The organism is Maridesulfovibrio sp., assembly GCF_963666665.1.
Classification (GTDB): Bacteria; Desulfobacterota; Desulfovibrionia; order Desulfovibrionales; family Desulfovibrionaceae; genus Maridesulfovibrio.
In genome coordinates this window covers 321684-348252 of the sequence record NZ_OY762999.1, presented here as the reverse complement: position 1 = coordinate 348252, position 26569 = coordinate 321684, and the positions used below count along the sequence as shown (strand labels likewise).

The window sequence follows — 26569 nt, the reverse complement described above, 5'->3', positions numbered from 1 at the left end:
AACTATTTCTTTTCCCAGCTTGCGGCGATCATGCTTTGTGCTCCATCTTGAATATCAGCCGGGACGCTCAGTACTCCTGCACTACTAGGAGAATAAGAAGACATTGCCTCAACAAGACCCTGAACTTGACTTTCCATCAATACCGAACCATCTGAAAGCTGAAATTCCTCAACTCGCCAACTAGATGATTTGAACCAATTATCAACAGTGACTTTATCAGCACTGCCAACAACCCCAATTGTCAGGTCCGTTCCATCCTGTGAAAACCATAAATCACTCTGGGTAATTCCTTCCCCAAAATGGGCAACATCATACCCGCTAAAATCATTAACAATATCCTGTCCATCTCCTTTATTAAACAGGTAGCAGTCATCCCCGTAAGCTCCGGCAAGAGTATCAGCCCCAGCTCCACCGACAAGGGTATCGTTACCGTCCATACCCTTGATCATGTCGTCCCCACCATTGCCGTAAATTATATTATCTTCATCGTTTCCATATAAATTTGAAGAGCTGTCATCGCCGTGCAATTCTTCAACATTAGTCGTGAAACACATATTCAATGAACCAGTAACAAAGGCTTTATCGTAGCCAGCCCCACCATCAACAGTCGCATCGCCTGCATTATAGTACAGAACATCATCGCCAGCCCCAGCAAGCAGCGTATCGCGCCCGTAGCCGCCTATGAGGGTGTCATTGCCTGCACCACCATCAAGGAAGTCATTTTCATTACCGCCATCTAAAATGTCGTTGCCCTCGCCGCCATAAAGGGAATCCTCTCCCACATCGCCTATAAGAGTATCGTTGCCTATTGCACCCTCTAAAACATCATTGCCAACAAACCCACTCAGGGTATCGTCACCTGTTCCGCCATTTAAATAATCATTACCAAAATAGCCTTCAACGATGTCATTACCGGCCCCACCATAAAGGGAATCGTCGCCGTAACGACCATTAAGATCATCAGCACCGTCATTACCGTAGACTATATTGTTTTCATCATTACCGAAGACGGTATCATTATTTTGACCACCCTGAATTTCCTCTACATTGGTGGTTTGAGCCAGGTTCAAATAACCGTCAGCCATGGCAGTGTCATAGCCTTCACCACCATCGACACGAATATCCCCATTATCAAAGTAAAGGACATCATCGCCTGCACCAGCCAGCAACGTATCACGCCCGTAACCGCCTATGAGGGTGTCATTGCCTGCCCCAGCGTCAAGGACGTCATTTTCATTACCGCCGATTAATAGGTCGTTTCCATCTCCAGCAGTCAGAGTGTCCGCGCCCAAGCCTCCATCTAGCTTATCATCAACGGCTGATCCCAACATAATATCATTCAAAGCAGTGCCATCCACCTGGTTAATACCACTACCAGTATTATTAACGGTGGTTTTAGCAGTGGCAGCAACTTCCAAATCTCCGTCAGTCACCACGTAGTCAAAACTGACTTCCCCACCCCAATTACTAGGAGTTTCATAAACCCAAGAACCATCTGCGAGCTTTGCAAGAGTTCCAGAACCACTGGCAAGGGTTAAAGATGAGACGCTTAAGGTATCACCATCAATATCTGAAAAATTTTCCAAAAGTTCTTCTGGAGTAATGATCAAATATTCGTTGCTGGAAACAGGCTGCAATATAGGTTCAGCACCTGCAACTGGGGCATCGTTCACTGCGGTTACATTAATCCCTGCACTAGCAGCGGCGCTTAGCTCACCGTCGCTGACTTCGTAGCTCAGGCTGACGGCACCGTTAAAGTTAACCGCAGGAGTAAAAGTCCAAGTACCATCAGCGTTGTCCACCAGCGCACCGGAACCAGAGGCGACACTAAAATTAGTGACGCTAAGGGCATCGCCATCAATATCGGAAGCATCGGCAAGCAAAGATGCGGAAGTAATGACCATGGAGCCATCTTCGGCAACTGAACCAAGGTCGATAGCTGCACCTGCAACCGGGACATCATTCACTGCGATTACATTGAGACCGGCACTGGCTGCGGCGCTTAGTTCACCGTCGCTGACTTCGTAGCTAAAAGCGACTGCGCCGTTGAAATTGGCCGCAGGAGTAAAAGTCCAAGTGCCATCAGCGTTATCCACCAGCGCACCAGAACCGGAGGCGACACTTAAGTTAGCTACGCTAAGAGCATCTCCATCAATATCGGAAGCATCGGCAAGAAGAGCCGCGGAAGTAATGACCATGGAGCCGTCTTCAACAACTGAACCAAGGTCGATAGCTGCACCTGCAACAGGAGCATCGTTAACTGCGCTCACATTGAGACCGGCACTGGCTGCGGCGCTTAGTTCACCGTCGCTGACTTCGTAGCTCAGGCTGACGGCACCGTTAAAGTTAGCCGCAGGAGTAAAAGTCCAAGTACCATCAGCGTTGTCCACCAGCGCACCGGAACCAGAGGCGACACTTAAATTAGTGACGCTAAGGGCATCTCCATCAATATCGGAAGCATCGGCAAGCAAAGATGCGGAAGTAATGACCATGGAGCCATCTTCGGCAACTGAACCAAGGTCGATAGCTGCACCTGCAACCGGGACATCATTCACTGCGGTTACATTGAGACCGGCACTGGCTGCGGCGCTTAGTTCACCGTCGCTGACTTCGTAGCTCAGGCTGACGGCACCGTTAAAGTTAGCCGCAGGAGTAAAAGTCCAAGTACCATCAGCGTTGTCCACCAGCGCACCGGAACCAGAGGCGACACTTAAGTTAGCTACGCTAAGAGCATCTCCATCAATATCGGAAGCATCGGCAAGAAGAGACGCGGAAGTAATGACCATGGAGCCGTCTTCAACAACTGAACCAAGGTCGATAGCTGCACCTGCAACAGGAGCATCGTTAACTGCGCTCACATTGAGACCGGCACTGGCTGCGGCGCTTAGTTCACCGTCACTAACTTCGTAGCTAAGGCCGACCGCGCCGTTAAAATTGGCCGCAGGGGTAAAAGTCCAAGTACCATCAGCGTTATCCACCAACGCGCCGGACCCAGAAGTCACACTCAAATTAGATATACTAAGAGTATCACCGTCAATATCGGAAGCATCGGCAAGAAGAGACGCAGAAGTAATGACCATGGAGCCATCTTCGGCAACAGAACCTAGGTAGATGGCCGCACCTGCAACTGGGGTATCGTTTACTGCGGTTACATTAAGACCGGCACTGGCAGCGGCGCTTAGTTCACCGTCGCTGACTTCGTAGCTAAAGCCGACTGCGCCGTTGAAATTGGCAGGGGTAAAAGTCCAAGTCCCATCACCGTTGTCCACCAGCGCGCCGGAGCCAGAAGTCACGCTTAAATTACTTACACTAAGGGCATCGCCATCAATGTCGGAAGCATTGGCAAGCAAAGATGCGGAAGTGATGACCATGGAGCCGTCTTCGGCAACTGAGCCAAGGTCGATGGCTGCACCGGCAACCGGGACATCATTCACTGCGGTTACATTGAGACCGGCACTGGCTGCTGCACTGAGTTCACCATCGCTGACTTCGTAGCTCAGACTGACTGCACCGTTAAAATTGGCCGCAGGGGTAAAAGTCCAAGTACCATCAGCGTTATCCACCAACGCGCCGGAGCCGGATGCAACACTTAAGTTGGCTACGCTAAGGGCATCCCCATCGGTGTCGCTGGAATTGGAGAGAAGATCCGCAGTGGTAAAGGTCAGGCTGCCTTCTTCTTGAATGTCGCCAAGCGCGGCTATTCCGGAAACTTCAGGCCCAGTATTCAGAACTCTTACTTCTACTAAGGCGTCAACGGAAACAACGTCTGTTCCATCACTGATCTCATAACTGAACCGGACATCTCCACTCCAACCTGCTGCCGGGGTAAATGACCATGTCCCATCTGCATTTTCCAGCAACTCACCCTGCCCTTCAGCGATAGACAAATTGAGAATACTGAGAGAATCTCCCTCGACATCAGAAGCATCCGCAAGAAGGCTTTCGGAAGTAATCGTGAGAACTCGGTCTCGACTGATAAATCCCAGATCAATGTTTCCAGACACAGGTGCGTCATTGACAGTGTAGCCCTCCCGTATATTAGTCCCAGCGCAAAGTAGAGATTTCTGATAAAGACAGCCATGAAGGAGGTTGTTTCGATGCGGAAATCCAGATTCAGTGAAAGTCAGATTCTCAAGATCCTGAAAGAGGCCGAAGGCGGTCGCAAAGTTGCAGACGTTTGCCGTGAGTACAAAGTCAGTCAAGCCACGTACTACAAGTGGAAGTCGAAGTACGGTGGTATGGAAGCTTCCGATATCCGCCGCTTGAAGGACCTTGAAGAAGAAAATCGTAAGCTCAAGAACATGTTTGCCAACTTGAGCCTTGAAAACGAAGCTCTGAAGGATGTCATAGCAAAAAAGCTTTAAAGCCAGCTGAGAAGCGTGAGCTTGTTGACTACCTTTGCAATGAATTTTGTCTCAGTATTCGACAAGCATGCGGTGCGCTGCGTTTAAGCCGCTCAGTATATTGCTACGAACCGAAGCCGCGCGATGATTCGTTACTTATTGAAATGCTTCTTAAGTTGGCTGACCGGTATCCCCGTTACGGGTTCAGAAAATTATTTATCCTGCTGCGCAAGCAAGGACAACGCTGGAACCATAAAAGGGTTTATCGAGTTTACTGCATGCTTAAAATGAATTTCCGGCGAAAGGGTAAGAAACGCTTACCGTCCCGGAATCCTCAGACTTTAGCAGTTCCACCAAAGGCCAATATCTGCTGGTCAATCGATTTTATGCATGACTCGCTGATGAGTGGACAACGGTTTAGAACTTTTAATGTGCTTGATGATTTCAGCCGTGAATGCTTGGCAATTGAAGTCGACACAAGTCTACCCGCCGGAAGGATTACTCGTGTGCTGGACAGAGTCTCAGCGTGGCGCGGTTTTCCTGAGAAAATGAGGATGGATAACGGTCCGGAGCTTATCTCGGTAACATTGGCAGATTGGGCTGAAAGAAATGGTGTTGCGCTGGAATTCATCCAGCCAGGCAAACCGACTCAGAACTCATACATTGAACGTTTCAACAAAACGTTTCGCAACGAGGTTTTAGATTTTTACTTGTTCTCAACGTTATCTGAGGTCAAGGACATAACCGAAGATTGGATTCGTCAATACAACGAAGAGCGACCACATGAATCGCTCGGAGACATGACCCCAGTCGAGTATGTCCAAACACATTCACCCCAAGAAAACTCTACTTACGGCTGGCACTAACTTGGGGAGGTTTACATCATCTCCAGCACCACCGTCTAGAAAATCTTTACCTTTCCCTCCAATAATATAATCATCTCCAGCTCCACCTATAAGGGTATCATCCCCTCCCTTTCCTGCCATCAAATAATTAGAGTTCCCCTCACCTAAAAAACTATCGGCACCATAACTGCCTAGGAGCATACCAAGTCCCAATTCACTTACCGAAAGAGTCTCTTCTGTTGGCGAGACAACAACCCCTATTTCTACCCCGTCACTCGAAGTATAAACATTTATTCTATCTATTTTTTGTTTAAAGACATAATCGGAATTGATGACCCCAAAACCAACTTCAGAAAGTTTACGCTCGTGCCCAGAAACAAGCGCAGTAACAGAATTAACAACCGTATTACCATCAACTACTGAATTTTCATTGATCTTGTTCGTTAGACGAATGCTCTCAACCCCTATATCTTCAAGGTGCTGGAGTTCTCCTTCATCTGTAACGCCATTCTGGTTGAAATCCCTCCATACACTTATTTCCGAATAACGATCATCATTTGAATCAATAAGCCCATCTGCATTAGAATCCAGGGTTGCTAGAGCTTCAAGTCCAGAGGAACATCCTTCAACAAAATGTTCAGAAAAAACTTCATTAAGACTACCAATTACACCATCATGATCTAAATCAACGACAAGTAAACCATCATCTGATGATACCCAACCAGTCGAAACAACTTTCCCACTTGAGTTCATATCAAACAAAACTGAGGAGTCATGCACCCCTACGAGTTCAACACCATCTCCATCAAGGTCAATGACTAATGGATCAACACTATCTATCAAGAACTCAATACCGTAAGCAATGGCAGCAATCCCAGCGGTAGCACCTAGCCCCCCCCCTAGAATTGCACCTGCACCAATCGCAACGACCCCAACACCGGCCTTTGCCAAAGACTTATACCCCTCAGACTCTTCCCCTTTTTTAAAAGCATCTATCGCTTCTGATACATGAGACAACACAGAAATAGCTTCAAGAGGTTTGCCAACTACCTTGCCTAATTCTTTTCCTAAAGCCCTTCCTAAATCATCTCCATACTTTTCAACTCCAGCATTTATCAATGAAGTAAAATTTGAAACATGCCCAAAGTATTCACTTCCTCTATGATCTACATATGCTCTGTAATTATAACTATTTCCACTACTAGTATGTGTAGTTTCACCGCTGTAAACGCTAGTAGAACGGGTATGCCTATTCACAGGTGGGAATGATGAAGAAAATGACCCGCTCTTACTATGTGTAGACCTAACGCTCACGACGTAAACTCCTAACAAAATTATAAATTATAATTGCAAGATAAGATTCGAACAAAAATATAAGATAAACAGCATAAACGGAAGTTGCGCAACTTTTTCTCATTGATATAGCCACAGGATAATCAACAAAGACATTTACACCCAACAGAAACAAAGGGAAAAAAACTATAAAAAATAAAACATACAGTACAATATATTTATTTTTAAATGGAAACATGCGACAAGAAAAAACAGAAAAAATCCTTCTCAGCCAAACAAAACAAAACGCAAAAGCACAAACAGAAAAAAATGCAATGTATTTTATATATGTAATAGCCATTACCTCATCAACAACACCAAAACAAAACATAAGTAATGGACAACTTACGAGCAAAAGAAAAAAGGACTGCAAAAAGAAAAAAGGATTATTACTATAAAAATCAAGACCTTGAAAAACATTAACTTTTCTAAAGTGGTCAAATAAATGCCCCAAAAAAAAAGCTAACGCTGCAACGATCAAGACTGTATACTCGGACTGAGGAAATAGGCTTGTGAACCTATTTCTACCTGGATCGTTATCTATGAGATAAGCTATAAAAAAAGGAACCGTACAAGAAAATATCGTGAAAGTTGATCTATACTTAATCAAAAAGCTACACACTCTACCACTCCACAACAGCAGTACCTGTCCCATCAGGAGCAACCTGACGACTCTTAACAGTCTTCCCTTCAAAAACAGTACGCTTCAAATCTTTCATCACCTCTTCAGCCCCACCAAACGGCGCAACCAAATCAACAAGCCAGAGATTATCTCCATTATTCCATTCATCCGGGCGGAGCTTCACATGCCCGGCCTTAAGTCTTGCTTCAGTCTGCTCATTGACAGATGCCCAGCAAACATAAGCGAAGGGCATTCCGTCTTTGCGGAAAATCCTGAACTGACGCAAACGAACCGGAGGAACGACAAGCCATTTCATATCGGAAAGAAAAAAGTACTCATGGACAGGACTATCCATCATAAGAGCGGTAACAACCCCAAGAACAGATGAAAGATCGGGCTGGGATGAAGCCTTCGCATCATTAGCTTCAGTGTTTACTTCGTGCGAAACATTATCCTTAGAATCAACGACATTCTTATTATTCTCTTCAGGCACAATAGACTCCAATTTTAATCAGCAAGAATTTCAATTTTATTTCCCTGAAGTCAGGGAACAATCGTAAGCGTCCAAACACCTACACCTACAAAGCCCCGATAAGCTGAGGTATGAAGAAAGAAGCAGTCGTTACTTTGTTTCGGCGTTCTTTGACACAGCCCAAGGCATGAGGGCTTCGAGATCGGTGCTGCTTTGCGCATGGGGGAGTTTTTCGAACAGTTCGCAGAGGTAGTCAGCAGGATTTAATTTGTTGGCTTTGGCGGTTTCGATGAGACTGTAGAGGGTCGCGCTCGCCTCAGCACCGCGCGGAGAACCGCTGAACAACCAGTTCTTTCGACCCACCGCAAAAGGACGAATGGCATTTTCAGCGATATTATTGTCGAGTGAGAGTGTCGGATTTTCAAGGAAAACTGTGATCCGGGCCCACTGGCCCAAAGCATAGGAAATCGCTTTACCCAAAAGACTTGTCGGAGGCACTGAACTGCTGCTCTTCGTAATTATTTCGTGGATTTTTTCAAGAATCTGGCTGGATTTTTCCGTCCGCATGGTCAGAATTTCCGTCTCTGAAGCCTCCTCCTTTCGGGCCCGCCCCTCCAGTCGGTAAAGCTTCGCTATCAGGGCAACCACCGTCGATGCCGTGCCTTTTTTCTTTTTCGAACCAGCCTTGAGGACATCCATAAATTTTCGGCGCACGTGTACCATGCAACCAGCGTGAGTAATCCCCTCGGATTCGCCCAAAGCGTTGTATCCGGCATAGCCGTCAGTTTGCAGATATCCCTTGAAATCCCCGACAATCTCAGTGGCAATTTTCCCTGCACGGCTCGGCGCGTAATGAAACAGGACTACCGGTTTTGTCCCGCTCCTGCAGGCTACCCACATGTAGGATTTGGTCGTGTTCTCCCGGCCCGGTTCCTTGAGCACCTGTACCGGTGTTTCGTCGAGATTGATGATCCTGCCGGAGCGCAAATATTCGTACATTAATTCCATAAGCGGTCCGCATCGCTCTGCCGCCAGCACGGTCCAGTTGGACATGGTAGAGCGTGAAATATCGATTCCCAGTCGCTCGAACATCTTGTTCTGGCGATAAAAAGGAAGCCCGTCACAGAATTTGTTGATCAAGATATGGGCCAGAAGCCCCGGAGTGACAATGCCCTGCCGGATCAGCTGGGGCGGCATCGAAGCGATCTTAACGCTCGGCCCGTCACCCTCGGTGCCTTCGCAATTTTTGCAAGCGTATTTGGGGCGGACGTGCCGTAGAACCCGGATTTTAGCGGGGACGTAATCAAGTTTTTCACTTACGACCTCGCCGATGCGACTCAATTCACAGCCGCAAGCGCAGATTTTTTCCTCGTCTGGAATGTCGTGAACAATTTCCTTGCGGGGAATGGATTCGGAGATAGGTTTGCGGCCCTTTTTAGCACGGAAATGCGCCGGAACCTGCACGACCTCCGGTTCGAATGAAGACTGCTCACAAACAAACTCCGCCTCATCAAAAAGGGAATACTGATACTCGTCTTTTGCGGGCTTCTTTGCCATTTCCGATTTCTTGGCAAAGGCGATGGCTTTGAGCAGTTCAACCTGCTCTGACAGCTCTTCAATAACGGCACTTTTATCGGCAATTACCGCATCACGATCGACAATTACCGTATCACGATCAGCGATCGCTGCATTCTGGGCGGCAAGCAGTCTATTCTGTTGCAGAATAAGCTCTTTCAGCTTTTCAGGATCATCGGGAAGAAGTGCTTTGTCCATGCGGAAAAGAGTATGTTATTTTAGCGCAAACACAATTATTTCGTAACATTAAAGAATAGTAGAATAACTCAACGAGGGGTGGGCCTGAGTTCGGACAGGATCAAGGCCTTCAAGCAGCCAACGCAGTTGTCGAGAGCTGAATTCAAGCACCTCCCGTTCCGACTCGGGCCAGAAAAAGCGGTGTTTTTCAAGACGCTTCTGCCACAGGCAAAAACCATTGCTGTCCCAGTACAAAACCTTGATAATCGTGCGTACGCGATTGCAGAAGACAAAGAAATTTCCGGTAAAAGGATCGAGATCCAGGTGGTCGGCCACCATGACCGAGAGTCCATTGACGGCCTTGCGCATGTCGGTTGCGCCAAGCACGATGAATACCTGAGACTTTGAATCAATCGGAAGCATCAGGAAGCAACAACTTCAAGCAATTCTTTCAGGGTAAGCTGGCAAAAACCTGGTTCAATTTCTATCCGAAACCCTCTGGGAACACAAAGACTTATAGGCTTGCAAGTCCGCGACTCTTCTTCTGCTCGCATTGCGGTTTCCGGGATAGGAATAACCTTTTGCGGCTTGGCTGACGCACCCACCCTGCGTTTATGATATCCGAAAGACTTATATGAAAGACTGTGCTCACGACAGTACTCAGCCTGAGAAACACCGCTGTTTCTCCATGCTTCAATATGTTTTTTCCAGAAACGCTGTTTGTTTTTCATAGTCATCCTCCTTCAATGGAAGAGAACTATGCCAGACGGGGGAATAAATGGAAGATGTAGATGTTTGGACGCTTACGAACAATCTCAAAACATGCCTATTTATACATATTTTTAACCAACTTGATTAACGGACTATATCAAAAACGAGACTCGTATTATAATACTGCTCACTTAAATGCAATACTTTTAAAAATATATCTTACGATTACTTAATAAAAAACCTGCCTTGCTAGCAAGACAGGTTGGTTAAATCCAGATTCGAGAGTCATCCCACAAAAATAACTGCATATCGAACTTTAATCGTAGAAGTTTAAACTGCTACTTATTACACTTACGACATGTATTCCGCCGATTAAATTCCCAAACCATATCTGCAAACCATTTTGGGGGATGTCGAAAATCTTTTAGTAACAAATTATAGCGAACAGTCTTTGCTTTCCAGGCAGACTTCAACCTTCTCTTAGGAAAGACCAATAGCCATAGCCCCAACGAGACAATATAATAGCGCAAGTCAATTCGCGCTTCTTCGATCGATCCCCCCTTACTAAGCGAAAATTCCTTAGGAACAATTCCCATTTGGTCACAAAGATATTCATGAAGCTGATTCTTATTGGAAGTCGAGACAATTATCTTACAAAGCTGATGCAATACCTCAAAATAAGACAAATTAAATTTCTTCCGGCACCCCACATGGAAATCATCTAGTAACACTGAATATTGGTCGTAAACTCTCTGATCATAAATAATCGGCTTTTCAGGAGGGACATCGCGCAAATCGGCTTCACATTTGGTGCATTGATATATTTCTCGTGCCTTATCAATATCCCGATTAAAATCACGCCGATGAAAAACTATCGGAGCTCCACATTCAGGGCATGAGTCACGCAACATTATCCCATGCTTAGGACAAAAGACATAAAAAGCAATACGCCACGCACGCCTGTAATACGGTTTCTCGTCTTCCATCAGGCACTGCGGGCAATATTGAACCCCATAACCAATCCGATCTGCACTTTTACTCTTTACGGGAAGAATCCAATGGGTTTGCCCGCTAATACGCATATGCCGCAATATCCAGCCGACATATCCATGTAAAGTTGTTTCGCGCACTCTTAAAACAGGAGTACCTGTCACTTCAGCCATCTTATTTATGACAGCATCTGGCCCATGCCGCCCTATATCCCTAATCCATGGCGAATAATTAAATCCAAACAACATGCGAGACATAGTATGAAGTTTTACTGCATTAGCCTCGGCAATACGCACAATCCATGACGAAAGGAGTTCATCTGGTAAGGGCTTAGGGTGTGCCGGAAGATATTTTCCCTGAAAGCATGCAGTTACCCCCTTAACTGTGGACGGTAGCGCCTGTGGGTTGGCGAGGCCCAATCCAAATTCTCTAATATATCAGCATCTATTTTCTCATATCCTGACCGGATAGCCAAAACAGCTGACTGTGATATGAGTTGGGCTATTTCCCCAATATACCCTTCACTCATTGATAATATTCGTTCTGACAATTCTGCATCAGCTAGCCCCGAAGGATACGCCAAAGGTAACAAACTTTCAAAACTCATCAACAAACGTCTATAATTGTTATCATTACCCCATTGCGGCAAAAAAGCAGTTTCAAATCGGTTAGCCAGTGGAGGATCATTTTGCAATGCCCTATCAGCCTCTTTTGTGCCAACAGCGACAATTGAAATCTTAAGTTTACTACTCAAACTTTTAATAATATTGAGTAATACCTGCCGCTTATTTGGAGACCCCGTCATAAGCTGCTGAAATTCATCAATAATCAATATTTTTACTTTTACAGCTTTGAGTAGTTTTAAAGTTTGCGACTCTTTCGTACCAACTGTGCTGCTAAGTCTGAATGGAGCAGAAAGACATTCCAATATATTATTATAAAAACGTCCCTCTTCGGGCACTGGAGGAGCATGTACATATAGTACAGGAACATTTGCAGCTTCACCTTGAGGATTGTCGTCAGCAGGATGTCTTTTGCAAAAAGTATTAATAAGCAAAGTCTTACCATTGTTAGTTTCACCTGTTAAAAGCAAACTTGGCATACGATGCATCCTTGGATAAGCCAATAAATCTTCTAGCTGCGATATAATTTTTCGTGCTTTAGGGTATTCTATCCAAATAGGAGTCCGTATTTTTGCAATTCTATCTTTTTGTTGCAGGTCCATTAGATGAATTACGCTTTTATGCAAATGCGGAAAATCAAAAGTCATCATATATCATCCACGTAATATATATTTTCAAACGGTTTTAGCTCCTTAGAATTTGTGCAATCATTGCTAGTTTTATTTGAGTCGTTCTTTTTATGTTGGTTAATATTGTTTTTGGTAACCCCAAGCCCCGAAACCCTTTTCTGCCATTTTAATCTTATTGCTTTCGTTTGTTTCACTGCATTTTTCTCAATCATATCCATTCGATCATATGCCTCAAAAATCTTCCGCTCATCAACATCCTTTTGGCCTGCATTCTCCAAGTCTTTCTTTATTTTACGAAATTCCCATATACTGATAGGTGGATGAGAGATATCCCGATATGGGATAGAGTAATACCCCTCCAACTCAGGATCAAAAAACCAAATCACGCTAATATCTCGAGGATCACGCCTAAATATAAATTTACGCTTTAATTTAGAACTCTCCGAGTCTGGGCAATTAATCCACCTACGCAGAACATCACTCCAATATTTAACTTTATCTATCGAGACTCCATCCCTTTGAATTGACCTTTTAATCATTGGCATAAAATCCAGAAGCAAAGCATCTTCATCTACAAATTTAGGATAAGTGCCAACACCAGGATGATGATCATCGCCAAAGGTTCCTTGTTTATATTTTTTATATGGAGTCATATTTAATGAAGAATGCACCTCTTCATGATAAACTTGTGTGATATAAATAGTTAGCCATTCTTCAAACTCAGAAAGAGTTAATGAAGCCTTTTTCTCGGACTTATATCGCCCTCTTTGCTGCACATTGGAAAAAGTTGATCCAGGGAGGTTATGTATTTTTTGTGCAAAATTACCCAATAATCTTTCAATATGGGGACCAAACTGTGGCCGACCAACGGGACGCCATTCGATATTTATCGCATATTGAGCACATGCGTTTTCAAACGACGTACTTCTAAATTCTTTTGCATTATCAACATGAATTGTTTTGGGAGTCCCGTAACAAGGCCATCTTGATTTGATTCCCATCTCAGCTAACCACTTATCCTTCAAAACAATTGACCTATATATACTTAATCCTGTTCCAACATAACCAGGTCTATCAAAAGAAATATAAAAACCTACTACCATTCGACTGTAGACATCCATTGCAAGGGTTATCCATGGACGCCCGATAGCTTGCCGATGAATATCGTCAACAAGGATCAAGTCAACCTGAGTATGGTCAATTTCAACAACAGCTAAAGGAAAATCTGCTCCAGGGAAACTCCCCTTTATTTCACCATAACTATCATTGGCTTCTTTATCACTATGCCGAAGCTTGGTTTTAATATAAGGTGAAATTTCTTTAATCCTATTACGCAATGTATTTATATGAGGCACCGTTAAGCCTTTTTTATAACAATGCCTTTTTATCTTTTTATAAACTTCAGGGATGGATTTCTTTTGGGGGCTTAAATATTCTGTCTCAATAAGACTCTGAACAATGTACTCAACTTCATCTGAAAGTTTCTTTTTCCCTTTATCGTTCCGACTTCTAGGTGCCAATGATGTCAACTTACCTGACTGTTCATACCAATGAAGCCAATTATAAAGTGTGCTCGGATGGATATTTAATTTTTTTCCTCTTTCTTCGACAACATCCCGAGTTCTCCCCTTAAGATCAATCAAAGGCTCTATCGCCTTATACCGTTCCATAGCTAACTTCATTCCTTCTTCTGGCACGGCATCAATTGCAGGAGAATCGTTTAAAACAACTTGAAATGGCTCAACATCTGAAATATGAGCCTCTGTTATTTCATCAGAGCTAAGAACTTTAACCAGCGCAGTATAAAAGTCAGACATCTCAATAAATGCGCATTCTTTCCCATCTACATATACTCGATCCCCTCGATTAAAATGATATGTAGCAGGAGGGCCTAGTTTTTTAAAAACCATATTTCCGACCTCATTGTCAGAGGTAAAGATAAATCACACCCTATTTGAAATGTCCCAATCATATACCATAAAGTGGGCAATAATTCTGCTTGATCCCACTTGTCTTCATAAATGCTCTTCAGAAGGTCAGCAGGAGTACTTGAATGAAGCTTCTTTAACGCATCAAGAATAATCTCTCCATGGTTAGAATCGTAAGTGTTCTGACATTTAAACCTTATCAAGAACTTCACATTCTTCAAAAGTTCAGTTCTAATTTCTTTCTCACTCACAATTTTAAAGCGCCACCTTCTGCTTTTAGCATAAGATAGCGCTTTCATAAATTTGGGCTTCAACTTATCCCAATTCTTCTTCAGATCACTACGATACTTAACTTCAAAAATTGTTGGCTTTAACTCAATCCCGTCATCATAGAAGACCAAAACATCTGGGGTATACTTGCGAAGCTTTCCATTTGAATCGATCCAATTTATTTCTACTGGCTGCACTTCGAAACTCAGGACTTCCGGAAGGAACTCAAGAAGTGACAAGAAGTCCCTTTCCAAGGTAGACTCAAATCCAGCAGGACCGTCTGACTTGGTATTAACAAGTTTACCAGTCACGTTGCGATAATTCTTTGGAATTTTTCTTACAGGCATTTGCAATCCAGTCGTGATTATCGTTGTATATCTTATTTGAAAATATGCTTAAATCACGCCAGTCGTCAATAGCGATGTAAAAACTAGACAAAATCTAGACTTTCAGTCGCGATTAGCGATGTAAATCACAAACACAATTTATTTCAAATCATTACTAAATACGGAATTTCCATTACGGGAATTTCGTATTTTTTTTTGCACAAAACTAAAAAACATTTTGAGAAGAGCTCTTTTAACTTACTTGCTTGCAGATTTTCTAACCTCGACAGTATAGATAGCTATATTTTCATTCGTTAAACATCTTATCACTTCTGGAATTTGCTGCATCGCGATCATCAAGTTAAATCCGTATTTCAATTCTTCAATTCCATCGATAAAACAAAGACCTTCCAAGGTCTCTCGCGCCCCGGTTTTATCTGCAAATTCGAAATACACAAGCCTTTTGCTATCGCTATAATCGAAGGGAGTGCAATCTGTTGTTTCAAAACTCATTTCCGACCACTTTCAAGGTAATACGTTCGTTATCCTTATAAAATAAGCTCTTAAAATGGCCGACTATTTTCATGCTAAGCCACTAATTGGGGCTAATAATAGATGTGCCCTTTCCATAAAAAGCACAGGACTAAGGGAACAAAGACCTACAGTATCCACCTCACTGAACACAACCCAAAAGACAATTATCCACCAATACATTCTTTGATATTTCCTTTACAAAAAAAACAAAAAAACGATATCCATAAGACAAAGAACACATATACTTAAAATAAAAAACAAGGAACACCATGATCCCGAAAATTCTCTTTATCGACGATGATAAGAATATTCTGGATAGCTTCAGGGCTACTATGCACAGCCTTCGCAAGGAATGGAAAAGCTACTTTGCCTCCACCGGACAGGAAGCACTGAAAAAGCTTGGCAAGGCTGAATTTGATATTGTCATTAGCGACACGAAAATGCCGGATATGGACGGAAGTGAGTTACTCCACAAGGTTGCCGAGATCCAGCCAGATACTATCCGCATAACACTATCCGGACATTCGGATATGCAATCATTGCTGAAATCAGCAAAGCATACCCATCAATTCCTGAGCAAACCCTGCAATACAGAAATATTAATCGGCACCATCCGTAAAATGATGGCACTGCGTCCCGTACTGACGGATCACAAAGTCAGGGAAATAATAACCGGGCTTGATACCCTGCCGGTACTACCTGATTTATATATCGAAATTACACGCGAATTGAATAAGTCGGAACCAAATCTGCAAAGACTTGGGGAACTGGTCAAGAAAGATCCGGGCATATCCACAACACTTCTTAAAGTGGTTAATTCCTCTTTCTTCGGCTTCTACAATTCCGTTTCCTGTCCTGCACGAGCCACTATACTACTTGGGACGGATGTCCTGAGAGGGTTGATTCTCGGGGTCCATTTCCTTCAAGAACTTGATACAAATATCCTCGGACCATATTCTATAGAAAAACTCTGGGAACACTGCCTGCAGACAGGCTATCTTGCTAAAGAAATCTGCTCATTTATGGATGAAGACGAACAGACCGTTACCAACTGTTTTGTGGGAGGATTGCTCCACGACATAGGCAAGTTCGTTTTCATCACCGAAATGAATAAAAAATATCAAAAGGTACTGGAACACGTCAGGGAATTCGGTGGTCCGGTAATTGATGTGGAAAAAAAGATTCTTGGTGTCAGTCATGCTGAGGTAGGGGCATATCTGCTAGGACTATGGGGATTCAATGAAGAAATTGTAGAAATGGTTTATTACCACCACTCTCTTAAAAATTGCGATAAAATATTCACTCCTACACACGCAATACATGCTGCAGACACACTTCAACATGAACTTATACCTCACAGTAAGGGCTACATATTTTCAGAATTTAATACAGATAAACTGGCTTTAGCAAAACTTTTAGATAATATTGATGATTGGCGAGACGCATGCAACAACCGACTGGAGATTAGTAACGATGAATAAGAATAGTGTTCTATTTGTAGATGATGAACAGAACATACTTGATACTTATAGAGCACTACTACGCAAACGCTTTAAGGTAGATGTTGCACTTGGACCGGAGGAAGGGATTGAAAAAGTAAAATCTTCCGGGCCGTATGCAATTGTTGTTTCAGACCTGAAAATGCCTAAGATGGACGGAATCACCTTTCTAACGAAAGTAAAGCAGCTTTCCCCGGATACTGTCCGGGTAATGCTCACCGGACATGCAGATCTGGAAGCGGCTATTTCTGCGGTCAACGAGGGTTCGGTTTTCCGTTTCCTGACCAAACCCAGCTCTATTGACGAAATGATCCGCACACTTGAAGCGGCAATGAAGCAGTACTCATTAGTCGTTGCTGAGCGGGAACTCCTACGCGGTACGTTGCGCGGCAGCGTCAAAGTCCTCACCGATATTCTGTCATTAACCAATCCTGAAGCATTTGGACGAAGCGAAAGAGTGCGCCGACTTGCCGGCTACGTAGGACAACATTTAAAACTGAAACAGACCCTTTACCTTGACCTTGCTGCCATGTTGGGACAACTGGGCTGCATAACACTCCCGGAATCTGTTCTACTGAAGGTCTTCACCGGAGAAGAACTCACAGCAGAAGAACAACAGATTTATGACATGCATCCTTCAGTGACTGCTGGCATGCTTTCCCAAATTCCGCGCATGGAAACCGTTTCGCAAATCATCCAGCACCAGAATGACCGACTGGACATAAATCCTACTATGCCCGTGGAATCACGAGTATTGAAAGCCTGCCTGGATTACGATTCCCTAATCCAGCAAAAAACCGACAAAATGGACGCAATCGCCATTTTACGCGGCATGGAAGGAATTTATGACTCCAAGATTTTGGATGTTCTTGAGAAAGGAACTGCCGGGGAAGATGGCTACGTACGCCGGGAAATTGAACTTGGAGAACTCAAGAAAGGCATGATTCTGGACGAAGGTCTCTGGAGTGAAGATGAAGTTCATCTGGTTGCCGAAGGAACTGAGATAACAGAAACCGCAATCATCAGGATAACCAACTTCGGTAGGGCTAAGAAACTCCCACCCAGAATCAGGGTTCTTGTCCCGATTAAGTATCTTGAATAATGAAAAATAATTCTTGAAGCCGTTAACCACAAACTAAGCTGGAAAAAAAATGAGCTACTTGAAAAAATTTATTTCTGTTGCATTCATATTCCTGTTTGCATTCATCCTGTTTGCAGGCACTTCTTCTGATTCCGATCTTGAACAAATAAAAAAAAGAGGAGTCCTGCGGCATCTGGGAATTCCTTATGCTAATTTTATAACCGGACATGAGACAGGGCTCGATGTAGAACTCATCAAACTTTTTGCAGCACACCTCGGAGTCAAATACGAATTCGTGAGCTCCCAATGGTCCACAATTTTCGCAGACCTGACCGGAACAATGGTCAAACCTAAGGGGAACAATGTAGAGTTTCTGGATAAGACACCTATCAAGGGTGACATCATTTGTAATGGATTAACCAAACTTGAGTGGCGCGAAAAAATTATCAACTATTCAGATCCTACCTTCCCCACACAAGTCTGGTGCGTGGCCAAAGGAGATTCTCCATTAAAGCCCATCAAGCCAAGCGGAAATGTCATCAAGGATATCCAGACAGTCAAAAATATGCTTAAAGGAAAAAGAGTCATGGGCAAAGAAGGAACCTGCCTTGCGCCGGGACTTTACGGCATAGATGCCAATATTGCTACTATCATCAATTTTCCAGACAGCCTCAACGATATTGCCCCGGCAATTATCAAAGGAGAAGCGGAAGTGGCATTGCTTGATGTACCAGACTCATTGGTGGCATTGAATAAATGGCCCGGAAAAATAAAAATAATCGGTCCTGTTTCTCCCCAGCAAGTAATGGGCGCCGGCTTTCGCAAAAATTCACCGGAACTACTCAAGGCTTTTAACGACTTTTACGCAAAACTCAGGAAGAGCGGAGAGTACAATAAACTAGTCATGCAATACTATCCGGCAGTTTTCAGTTACTATAAGAATTTTTTCAGCAATTGAGACTAGCAGCAGAAGGAGATTCATTTGTTCAAAAGTAATAAAGCGATCCCGACAGCATTAGCTCTGCTGGCTATTTATGTTCTATTTACCATCTGGACAAACTATAATTCTCAGGTTGATTTACGTAAGTCTTCTTTACAACAATTCAATGAACACTCAAAACATGAGGCCTATTTATTCAGCCACTTCTTTGCCGATAGACAAAATGACCTTGCTGCCCTCTCGATTAGCAGAGATATCTCAAGCTATTTTGAAAACAAAGACATGGGCATGTCCCCTGAATATGGTTTGCAAGCAAGTCTTATTCAACTATCTGAAATACTGAGTAAAATAATTAAAGCAAAAACAATCAACAACGTTCCTGTTTACACCCGGATTTTATTCGTTAGCCAGTCCATGCACATTCTTGCAGATACGGACGACTCCAATCCCCGGAATAAATTATATAGTGGAGATATACCTCAAGACCTGACTCCAGAAAAAATAGGTGTTGTTATAAAAACAATTGATAATGAAACCTATTGCATACTCATGCACCCCTACCTTTTCAGGGGAGAAAAGGTCGGAACTCTTATTGCCTATCTTAACGCAAAGAATGCTCTGCCATTTCGATCAGGTTATAAGTCCGGCTCAGGACTGCGTAGTATGAACTATCTACTCTACAACAAAACTTTATACTCTCCGTTGAACTATATTCCCAAACAGTTAGCGCAAAAAATATCGGACGGGCTTATAATCCCAACGGACAAGGTAACTGAATTAACAATTGATCATGGACAACAGGAAAAACCGCTAGAGCTTCTTATTGTCCGTTCTGCTGTCAAAGAAACACCATTCTCATTACTAAATATTGTCCCAAAAAAGGAACTATTAGGCTCTATTTCACCGCAACATCTATTAATATACACCCTTCTTCTTGCTTTGCTCCTTTTAGGCAGCGGTGTTTTTATCATAAGAATAAACTCCCGCAATTTAATTCTCAAGATCCGGGTGGAAGAAGCAGCAAAACAGGCAAAAAAATTAGAAGTAAACAACAAACAGCTAATTAACGAGATAGAAGCACGCAGCCATGCAGAAAAAAAACTTCAGGATGTTAATGCCCAGCTAGAAAATCGAGTGCTACAACGGACAGCAGACTTGCAAAAACGCACGGAAGAGCTGACTCGCGAAGTTTTGGAACGCCATGAGGCAGAAGAAGCCATGCGACTGATATTCAACAACACCAATGATTCAATTTTTATCCACGACGCAGAAGGACAGATTCTGGACGTAAACGATACCATGCTCGAGAAGTATCAGGTAGACATGGCCACAGTACTTAACATGTCCATAAAAAATGATTTTTCTGCTTCGGAAATGGACATGGATATACTGGATCAATATTGGCAAAAAGCCGTTGGCGGAGAGAAAGTTGCTTTTGAATGGACTTCCAGATGTCCGGGGGACGGCAGAACATTTGAAGTGGAAGTAACCCTGAACCGCATTGAATTTGAAGGGAAAGTGGTCATTCTGGCTAATGTGCACGACATTTCTGAACAGAAAAAAGCATTGATTCAACAGGCGGAACACCAAGAATTTTTGGGAACTATTTTTGAAGGTATCGGAGCTGCAGTATTCGTCTTTGATCCCATCAAAGGCATGATGGTGGATTGTAATAACGTGGGCGAAAAGCTACTCAAAATGAGCCGCAGCGCCATCATAAATGCAACATGCCAGACAACGATAACCTTTAATTCGGATACCCAAAAGGATCTACTCTGCCCGAACTGGCATGAGCAAGGAACGTACGAGGAGGGGATTCTGTATCTTCAAGACTCGACTCCTCTGCCTATTTCCCGCCATCTTTTTGAAATCCATATTGGCGGTATGACCCATCTTGTTCAGGTTGTGTTTGACATCACTGACCGCAAGCACCTTGAAAGAAAACTGAACATTGCCCAAAAGCTTGAATCCATAGGGCTTCTTGCCTCCGGGATTGCACACGAAATAAACACTCCTATCCAATATGTTGGCGACAGCATTCGTTTTATCAAAGACGCATGTACCGACACCAACGAACTGATTGACCTTTACGAAAAACTCCTTAAGTCTGAATCAGCTGAAAACCGCGAAAACATTATCGAAGAAATCGAAGAGCACAAAGATGACATGGATTTGGATTTTATAAGCAGTGAATCCATCAAAGCCTGTGACCGGGCACTGGAAGGAGTCGAACGGGTAGCCACAATTGTTTTAGCCATGAAAAACTTTTCACACTCCGGTGAAGAAAAGATCAAAGCTGTTGATATCAATAAAGCAATCCAGAATACCATCATAGTATCCCGTAATGAGTGGAAATATGTAGCAGACCTTGAAACGGACCTTGACCCCGACCTGCCGCAGGTTCAATGCCTGCCCGGTGCAATCAATCAGGTCCTGCTGAACGTGATTGTAAACGCAGCACATGCAATTGCCGAGAACACACAAGAAGATCAGAAAGGAACAATCTCTGTAAGCACAGAATTAGATCCTCCTTATGCAAGTATCAGTATCAAAGATACAGGCTGCGGAATTTCAAAAGAAAATATACATAAAATATTCGACCCGTTCTTCACGACCAAAGAAGTGGGTAAGGGAACGGGCCAAGGTCTGGCGATTGTTCACGACATCATAATTGAAAAACATGGCGGGACTATAGATATTGAGTCAGAATTAGGTGAAGGTACCACCTTCATTATTAAACTCCCGATTGAACCTGATATCGAAACTGAATCATAATAAAATCTCCCCTGAATCATTATCAGGGGAGATAATCAATCAAGCTAAACCTCGCTGGACCAAACCTGCTACTTAGTCGTCTTGAAACTCAAGGAAAAAGCGAACCAGACACGACGAGTATCATCGAGACGCTTTTCATACTTACCGATGATCACCTGACGTCCCGCAGGACCGATTTTTACATTAATCGGTTTTGCGTTCTTGAGATTAACCAATTCGGGATGTTCAATATTTCGATCTGAAGTTGTAGAAATGCGGGCTCCTGCTGCGGGCATAGGCTTACCTTCATAGTACATCATAACCGGAAGCATATCCCCTTCCTTCATTTTGGTAGGATCCTTGAGAGGTACGATTTCAGCACGCTGTCCGATCGGCTTATCCATACTGTCCGTCCATTCAATGATTGTCTTGGAGAGCTTGTAGGACCGGCCTTCGTCAACGATCTTGCCGCAAACTTGTCTGGGAAGATCAAAATTCTGCCAGCCACCCTCTTCGGTATGGTACCAATACTTGTTATCGAACTCGACAGTCAGCATGGTATAGATGTCGTCGATCCATGCATAAGCCTCACCTTTGTTGTACACAGGCTCAAGAGCAGTTTTCCAATTACTCTCATTGATCCCGGTCAGGGAAGTAATACGGCTGAGGGGATACGGGTCAGTTGATCCGGGATGACCGTACATCAGAAAAGCCTTACGCCCTTTTTTCTCCAACCACATATCATGAGCGGAACCAATTGAGGCAAAGGCCAAAACAAAAACCATTGCTAAAACAATCTTCTTCATCACTTTTCTCCTTATTTGATTATGAAAATGAATTTCATTTCCATTTGGAAGTAGGGATACAAATTCAGAAATCAAATGTCAATACCAATCGGTCTTCAAACTGGCTTCTTGACCTTTACGCTTAATTGTTGCAAGCCAGTGATGCGGTCGGGATGATAACTTGGAAGCTTACTATTCTGTAATAATAAATCAGCCCGAATCCGTCCCAGCACGTGATTCTGCGCCCAACGAGAGGATTACAATGCGCCACGCTCTTCCAGCTATTCTTCTGCTGACAGCTATTTTTTTCAGTACCGCCTGCTCTGCAACAGATGCCGTAAAACCGACAGATCATATCATTGCGGGCTATATCGAAAACGTATCAATCAAAGTCTGGGATCATGAAGCACCGATTATCATGGAAGCAAAACTGGATACCGGTGCGGACAGCTCTTCGCTTCATGCCACAGACATCACAATCCATAAAAATAAAAAACAAGTGTCATTCACCATTACCGACCAGCATGGCAGCACCCAGCGCATCACATGCCCTTATGCCCGGATCGTGCGTATCAAAAAACGTCCCTCCGGCTACCAGCGCCGGCCGGTAATTCCGGTGCAACTCCAAATCGGACAAAAAACTTTTGAAGCTTTCGTCAACCTGACCGACCGCAGCAACTTTTCGTACAAAATGCTTATAGGCCGAAAAGAGCTGCGTCACGGCATCCTAATTGATTCTTCACGCCACCACCGGCTCAGCGAGCCCGTTAAATAAAAATACGCTTTCAAACCGTGAATAACGACGGAAATATCTACTATGAATTCTATACAACTAAAAATACTTGTGGGCCTGCTCCTTACTTTGGGGCTGGGCATATTCAGCTACAAAGCCTTTGTGCTTGACTTTCCCCTGACTCCGGATGAACAGACTGAAATCTGGAACGTTGAAGCCCATGTTTCATTTGAAGCCGAAGGAAGTCCGGTTAAAGCCACCTTGCAAACCCTGAACAAATTGCCGCAGTATACTGTTACCGACGAGTATTATATCGGTGATGACTATGGACTGTTGCACGCCCTGCAATCCGCAGACGGCACTCCGCAGCAGACTCGCAATCCTGATAATATTGTCGCAATATGGTCCCGGCGTTCGGCAAAAGGCAAACAGGACCTTTTCTATTCTGCCCGGTTGAGGCCGAAACACAGCAAGGCTGAAGACAGCTGGGTCCACCCCACAGAAATCCCTAAACTGAGTGATCCGCATTTCACGGAAGCGGAACAGGTTGCTGCGAACTCCCTTATCACTGAAGTAGGAAGCGAATCTGCCGACATAGAAACTTTCGTGCCCCAGCTCATGAAACGGCTCATGGAGCCATCCAGTAACCCCGATGCAGCATATCTGCTCCGCGACACTGAGAATACACTTGGAGCGGTAAATATGGCCGTACGCCTGCTGCATTTTTCAGGCATACCGGCCCAGTCAGTGCACGGAATAACCCTGACCACATCAAATGACGCCGGCTTAAAACACTGGCTGGAACTCTATCACAACGAAAAATGGCACATGTTCGACGTGGCCAACAGACGCTTCGGGACTCCAGTGAATTTCGTCACCTGGTGGCGAGGTAATGCCCCACTGGCTACAGTCAGCGGCGGAAATAATTTAAGTGTGACTCTTTCCGCTGTCCCGGCAACGGTCAGCACTCTGGGCAACGTTGTTGACCGTCTTGCAATAACCGCCCCGACTATTCTGGAATTCTCACTTTTCAACCTCCCGATACAGGCTCAGGCTACCTACAGGGTTATCCTGCTCATCCCTATCGGTGTACTCCTACTGGTCTTTTTGCGTAATGTTATTGGAGTCACCACCTTCGGGACATTCATGCCCGTTCTTATAGCCCTGTCATTTCGCGAAACACAACTGCTCTGGGGACTATGCCTGTTTTCCATCGTCATCATCCTCGGTCTGGCTGTACGCCTTTATCTGGAACACCTGAAACTTCTGCTGGTGCCCCGTCTGGCCTGTGTACTGATAGTCGTAGTACTGCTCATGGCCGGGATCAGTATTATCAGCTTTAAGCTCGGCTTTCCGCGCGGAGTTTCCGTCAGCCTGTTCCCAATGGTTATCCTGAGTATGACCATTGAACGAACATCCGTCATGTGGGATGAACTTGGTGCCGGGAAGGCCATACAGCAGATAATCGGCTCCATGGCTGTAGCAGTTCTTGCCTACATCGCCATGAGCAACCTGTTTATTGAGCACTTGATTTTCGTATTCCCGGAACTCTTTCTCGTGATGCTGGCACTGACCGTCATGATCGGGCGCTATACCGGATTTAGACTTATGGATCTGGTCCGCTTCCGCGCTTTCCTAAAGGAAGGTTAATATGGGCTGGTTCGCCAAACTAAAAAAATTCGGAGTAATAGGGCTTAACGGACGCAATGGGGCTTATGTTCTGCCCAACAATCCGCGTAGACTCTATCCGCTGGTGGATGACAAAATCACCACCAAAGAACTAACTCAGGCTGCAGGACTTAACGTCCCGGAACTTTACGGAGTATTCAGGGCCCAGCATGAACTTAAAAAACTACCTGCCCTGCTGCAAAAACAGGATTCGTTTGTTATCAAACCCGCCCGTGGAGCAGGCGGAAATGGGATTCTGGTCATTACCGGAAAGATCGGCCCACGCTTCCGCAAACCGGATGATTCTCTGGTTGCTGAAGATGCCCTATCTTTCCACATTTCAAATATTCTCAGCGGCATGTACAGTCTCGGAGGAATGCCGGACAAGGCTATGATTGAATACTGCGTACAATTCTCGCCTGTCTTCAAAGACATCGCCTATCAAGGAGTCCCGGATATCAGGATTATCGTCTACAAGGGGATACCTGTAATGTCTATGCTCCGTTTGCCTACAAGGGAATCGGACGGCAAGGCGAACCTGCACCAAGGTGCTATGGGTTGTGGGGTAGATATGTGCACAGGTATGACCACCAGCGCAGTATGGAAAAACGACAACTGCACCCATCACCCGGACACCCTGCATCCTGTTGCAGGAGTAGCAATTCCGGACTGGCCGGAGCTATTAAAGCAGGCCGCATTAGGTTATAGCGTAACCGGTCTGGGCTACCTCGGCGTAGATATTGTTTTGGACAAAAATCTGGGACCACTGATTCTTGAACTCAATGCGCGTCCGGGACTTGCAATTCAAGTCGCCAATAGATGCGGTCTGCAACACAGACTGGACAAAGTCGACAAAGTTCATCAGGACCTGTACACAGAACAAGAGAGAATTCAATATGCCATGGAAAATTTTGGATCATAACATGCTGCAAAAATCTGCAATCCTTCTCTTCGGCTTAAGCTTATGTCTGCTTGCTGGCTGTAAGCAACCCAAAATAATAGTACCGCCGGTGCCTCCCCTTCCGGTTGAAATGGCCAAAGAAAAAGCACCGCTGGGCAAACGGGAAGTGCGGTTGAACATAAATCTGACCAGCCAGCCGGACAAACATAAACTGCGCAATGTCCGCTCACAAAGTATGCCTACAGGAGCACGGATTTCCTATCCTGCCGGAGCGGACATTCTCCGCTTCCTGCAATATGATGAGGAAGTCATCACGCTGCCCAAAATGCAGACGAACCGTGATTTCAAAATAATTCTGCTGACCAGGGATCAAAATCCACCACGGACAATAAATGGCTACTCCAACGTAACTTACGAACTGATGAATTCAGGACTGCCCGGTGGAGTAATCCTGCTGGATTCATTCTTTGGAACTTTGGAAAAAGACGGCACCCTGTCTCCGACTATGTACATCCCCACAGACAGGAAAAATGTTTTCAGGAAAGTTCAGGCAGAAATTAGCCCGCGAAAGCTTCAATTCAAAAAAGTAATCAGAACCAACGTTCTGCCGGATTCCGAACACCATTATGTTATCAGGTTTCTAGGAAAAAAAGGGATGACAATTCTTTTTGAAATCCGTCACCTTGAAGGCGGCAGCCGCCCCAAAGTAGTCAACCGCCAGACCATGGAAATTCCGTTGGGAACCCCGGTGATCGAAATCAACGGGCACAAGTTTAAAGTCCATACGGCGACTACTGAATTTATTGATATTGAGCGGTTGAGCTAACATCT

Annotated in this window: 22 protein-coding genes; 9 read left to right on the top strand and 13 right to left on the bottom strand. The window is 44.3% G+C overall.

The features are described from left to right. Positions 1-2: 2 nt before the first annotated feature. Positions 3-4004 (bottom strand): cadherin-like domain-containing protein, encoded by a 4002-nt coding sequence (locus ACKU40_RS01480; protein WP_320174772.1) that lies wholly within the window; start codon positions 4002-4004, stop codon positions 3-5. Between the two features lie 93 nt (positions 4005-4097). Between ACKU40_RS01480 and ACKU40_RS01475 the strand changes: the two genes are divergently transcribed. Further along, positions 4098-5209 (top strand): IS3 family transposase gene (locus ACKU40_RS01475; protein WP_320174771.1). Its coding sequence is split into 2 segments (ribosomal slippage): positions 4098-4350 and positions 4350-5209, totalling 1113 coding nucleotides; the frame shifts between segments, so codons are not numbered across the junction. Here ACKU40_RS01475 and ACKU40_RS01470 read toward each other — a convergent pair. The 11 genes from ACKU40_RS01470 to ACKU40_RS01420 all read right to left on the bottom strand — a co-directional run bounded on the left by ACKU40_RS01470 (position 5174) and on the right by ACKU40_RS01420 (position 15356). Beyond that, on the bottom strand, positions 5174-6502 hold the full coding sequence (locus tag ACKU40_RS01470; RefSeq protein ID WP_320174770.1) for a hypothetical protein: 1329 nt from the start codon (positions 6500-6502) through the stop codon (positions 5174-5176). The two genes, ACKU40_RS01475 and ACKU40_RS01470, sit on opposite strands and share 36 nt — an antisense overlap. Next, on the bottom strand, positions 6492-7175 hold the full coding sequence (locus tag ACKU40_RS01465) for a hypothetical protein (RefSeq protein WP_320174769.1): 684 nt from the start codon (positions 7173-7175) through the stop codon (positions 6492-6494). The genes ACKU40_RS01470 and ACKU40_RS01465 overlap by 11 nt, the downstream gene beginning before the upstream one ends. Further along, positions 7144-7635, bottom strand: coding sequence for a toxin-activating lysine-acyltransferase (locus ACKU40_RS01460; protein WP_320174768.1), 492 nt, complete (start codon positions 7633-7635; stop codon positions 7144-7146). The genes ACKU40_RS01465 and ACKU40_RS01460 overlap by 32 nt, the downstream gene beginning before the upstream one ends. 129 nt (positions 7636-7764) lie before the next feature. Beyond that, positions 7765-9387 carry an IS66 family transposase gene (gene tnpC / locus ACKU40_RS01455; protein WP_320173991.1) on the bottom strand — a complete coding sequence of 541 codons (1623 nt, stop codon included), beginning with the start codon at positions 9385-9387 and terminating at the stop codon, positions 7765-7767. Positions 9388-9435: 48 nt separating this feature from the next. Beyond that, positions 9436-9789 carry an IS66 family insertion sequence element accessory protein TnpB gene (tnpB, locus tag ACKU40_RS01450; protein WP_320173990.1) on the bottom strand — a complete coding sequence of 118 codons (354 nt, stop codon included), beginning with the start codon at positions 9787-9789 and terminating at the stop codon, positions 9436-9438. Further along, positions 9789-10097, bottom strand: coding sequence for an IS66 family insertion sequence element accessory protein TnpA (tnpA, locus tag ACKU40_RS01445; protein WP_320173989.1), 309 nt, complete (start codon positions 10095-10097; stop codon positions 9789-9791). Before tnpA ends, tnpB begins: the two co-directional genes overlap by 1 nt. 318 nt (positions 10098-10415) lie before the next feature. Beyond that, positions 10416-11486, bottom strand: coding sequence for a TniQ family protein (locus ACKU40_RS01440; protein WP_320174767.1), 1071 nt, complete (start codon positions 11484-11486; stop codon positions 10416-10418). Then, complete coding sequence (locus ACKU40_RS01435; protein WP_320174766.1) at positions 11438-12340, bottom strand: TniB family NTP-binding protein; 903 nt, start codon at positions 12338-12340, stop codon at positions 11438-11440. Before ACKU40_RS01435 ends, ACKU40_RS01440 begins: the two co-directional genes overlap by 49 nt. Further along, positions 12337-14229, bottom strand: coding sequence for a Mu transposase C-terminal domain-containing protein (locus tag ACKU40_RS01430; RefSeq protein ID WP_320174765.1), 1893 nt, complete (start codon positions 14227-14229; stop codon positions 12337-12339). Before ACKU40_RS01430 ends, ACKU40_RS01435 begins: the two co-directional genes overlap by 4 nt. Beyond that, entirely contained in the window at positions 14211-14864 is a 654-nt protein-coding gene (locus ACKU40_RS01425; protein WP_320174764.1) for a TnsA endonuclease N-terminal domain-containing protein, read from the bottom strand. The genes ACKU40_RS01430 and ACKU40_RS01425 overlap by 19 nt, the downstream gene beginning before the upstream one ends. 237 nt (positions 14865-15101) lie before the next feature. Beyond that, positions 15102-15356, bottom strand: a complete 255-nt coding sequence (locus tag ACKU40_RS01420) for a hypothetical protein (RefSeq protein WP_320174763.1) — start codon at positions 15354-15356, stop codon at positions 15102-15104. Between the two features lie 290 nt (positions 15357-15646). On the opposite strand from ACKU40_RS01420, the gene ACKU40_RS01415 reads away from it, so the two are divergent. From ACKU40_RS01415 to ACKU40_RS01400, 4 genes are read left to right on the top strand one after another with little or no spacing between them, the layout of a single operon-like run. Next, a complete protein-coding gene (locus tag ACKU40_RS01415; protein WP_320174762.1) occupies positions 15647-16858 on the top strand; it encodes a response regulator in 1212 nt (403 codons plus the stop codon). Further along, complete coding sequence (locus ACKU40_RS01410) at positions 16851-17978, top strand: HD domain-containing phosphohydrolase (RefSeq protein WP_320174761.1); 1128 nt, start codon at positions 16851-16853, stop codon at positions 17976-17978. Before ACKU40_RS01415 ends, ACKU40_RS01410 begins: the two co-directional genes overlap by 8 nt. Positions 17979-18027: 49 nt before the next feature. Next, positions 18028-18915 carry a transporter substrate-binding domain-containing protein gene (locus ACKU40_RS01405; protein WP_320174760.1) on the top strand — a complete coding sequence of 296 codons (888 nt, stop codon included), beginning with the start codon at positions 18028-18030 and terminating at the stop codon, positions 18913-18915. A gap of 24 nt (positions 18916-18939) precedes the next feature. Further along, on the top strand, positions 18940-21672 hold the full coding sequence (locus ACKU40_RS01400; protein ID WP_320174759.1) for an ATP-binding protein: 2733 nt from the start codon (positions 18940-18942) through the stop codon (positions 21670-21672). A 68-nt stretch (positions 21673-21740) separates the two neighbouring features. Here ACKU40_RS01400 and ACKU40_RS01395 read toward each other — a convergent pair whose 3' ends face one another. Next, positions 21741-22457 (bottom strand): DUF4198 domain-containing protein, encoded by a 717-nt coding sequence (locus ACKU40_RS01395; RefSeq protein ID WP_320174758.1) that lies wholly within the window; start codon positions 22455-22457, stop codon positions 21741-21743. A 241-nt stretch (positions 22458-22698) separates the two neighbouring features. On the opposite strand from ACKU40_RS01395, the gene ACKU40_RS01390 reads away from it, so the two are divergent. Genes ACKU40_RS01390 through ACKU40_RS01375 form a run of 4 tightly spaced genes read left to right on the top strand, consistent with a single transcriptional unit; the run spans position 22699 to position 26564 of the window. Further along, entirely contained in the window at positions 22699-23211 is a 513-nt protein-coding gene (locus tag ACKU40_RS01390; RefSeq protein ID WP_320174757.1) for a RimK/LysX family protein, read from the top strand. A gap of 42 nt (positions 23212-23253) precedes the next feature. Then, positions 23254-24819 (top strand): inactive transglutaminase family protein, encoded by a 1566-nt coding sequence (locus ACKU40_RS01385; RefSeq protein WP_320174756.1) that lies wholly within the window; start codon positions 23254-23256, stop codon positions 24817-24819. A 1-nt stretch (position 24820) separates the two neighbouring features. Beyond that, a complete protein-coding gene (locus ACKU40_RS01380; RefSeq protein ID WP_320174755.1) occupies positions 24821-25759 on the top strand; it encodes an alpha-L-glutamate ligase-like protein in 939 nt (312 codons plus the stop codon). Position 25760: 1 nt separating this feature from the next. Continuing rightward, entirely contained in the window at positions 25761-26564 is an 804-nt protein-coding gene (locus ACKU40_RS01375) for a hypothetical protein (protein ID WP_320174754.1), read from the top strand. Positions 26565-26569 lie beyond the last annotated feature (5 nt).

What these genes read in the sequence shown, in the direction of transcription:
- ACKU40_RS01380 (WP_320174755.1), top strand. Translation starts at nt 24,821, where the DNA reads ATGGGCTGGTTCGCCAAACTAAAAAAATTCGGAGTAATAGGGCTTAAC.
- tnpB (WP_320173990.1), bottom strand. Translation starts at nt 9,789, where the DNA reads ATGCTTCCGATTGATTCAAAGTCTCAGGTATTCATCGTGCTTGGCGCA.
- tnpA (WP_320173989.1), bottom strand. Translation starts at nt 10,097, where the DNA reads ATGAAAAACAAACAGCGTTTCTGGAAAAAACATATTGAAGCATGGAGA.
- ACKU40_RS01415 (WP_320174762.1), top strand. Translation starts at nt 15,647, where the DNA reads ATGATCCCGAAAATTCTCTTTATCGACGATGATAAGAATATTCTGGAT.
- ACKU40_RS01425 (WP_320174764.1), bottom strand. Translation starts at nt 14,864, where the DNA reads ATGCCTGTAAGAAAAATTCCAAAGAATTATCGCAACGTGACTGGTAAA.
- ACKU40_RS01395 (WP_320174758.1), bottom strand. Translation starts at nt 22,457, where the DNA reads ATGAAGAAGATTGTTTTAGCAATGGTTTTTGTTTTGGCCTTTGCCTCA.
- ACKU40_RS01375 (WP_320174754.1), top strand. Translation starts at nt 25,761, where the DNA reads ATGCTGCAAAAATCTGCAATCCTTCTCTTCGGCTTAAGCTTATGTCTG.
- ACKU40_RS01420 (WP_320174763.1), bottom strand. Translation starts at nt 15,356, where the DNA reads ATGAGTTTTGAAACAACAGATTGCACTCCCTTCGATTATAGCGATAGC.
- ACKU40_RS01390 (WP_320174757.1), top strand. Translation starts at nt 22,699, where the DNA reads ATGCGCCACGCTCTTCCAGCTATTCTTCTGCTGACAGCTATTTTTTTC.
- tnpC (WP_320173991.1), bottom strand. Translation starts at nt 9,387, where the DNA reads ATGGACAAAGCACTTCTTCCCGATGATCCTGAAAAGCTGAAAGAGCTT.
- ACKU40_RS01405 (WP_320174760.1), top strand. Translation starts at nt 18,028, where the DNA reads ATGAGCTACTTGAAAAAATTTATTTCTGTTGCATTCATATTCCTGTTT.
- ACKU40_RS01410 (WP_320174761.1), top strand. Translation starts at nt 16,851, where the DNA reads ATGAATAAGAATAGTGTTCTATTTGTAGATGATGAACAGAACATACTT.
- ACKU40_RS01385 (WP_320174756.1), top strand. Translation starts at nt 23,254, where the DNA reads ATGAATTCTATACAACTAAAAATACTTGTGGGCCTGCTCCTTACTTTG.
- ACKU40_RS01430 (WP_320174765.1), bottom strand. Translation starts at nt 14,229, where the DNA reads ATGGTTTTTAAAAAACTAGGCCCTCCTGCTACATATCATTTTAATCGA.
- ACKU40_RS01465 (WP_320174769.1), bottom strand. Translation starts at nt 7,175, where the DNA reads ATGGGACAGGTACTGCTGTTGTGGAGTGGTAGAGTGTGTAGCTTTTTG.
- ACKU40_RS01435 (WP_320174766.1), bottom strand. Translation starts at nt 12,340, where the DNA reads ATGATGACTTTTGATTTTCCGCATTTGCATAAAAGCGTAATTCATCTA.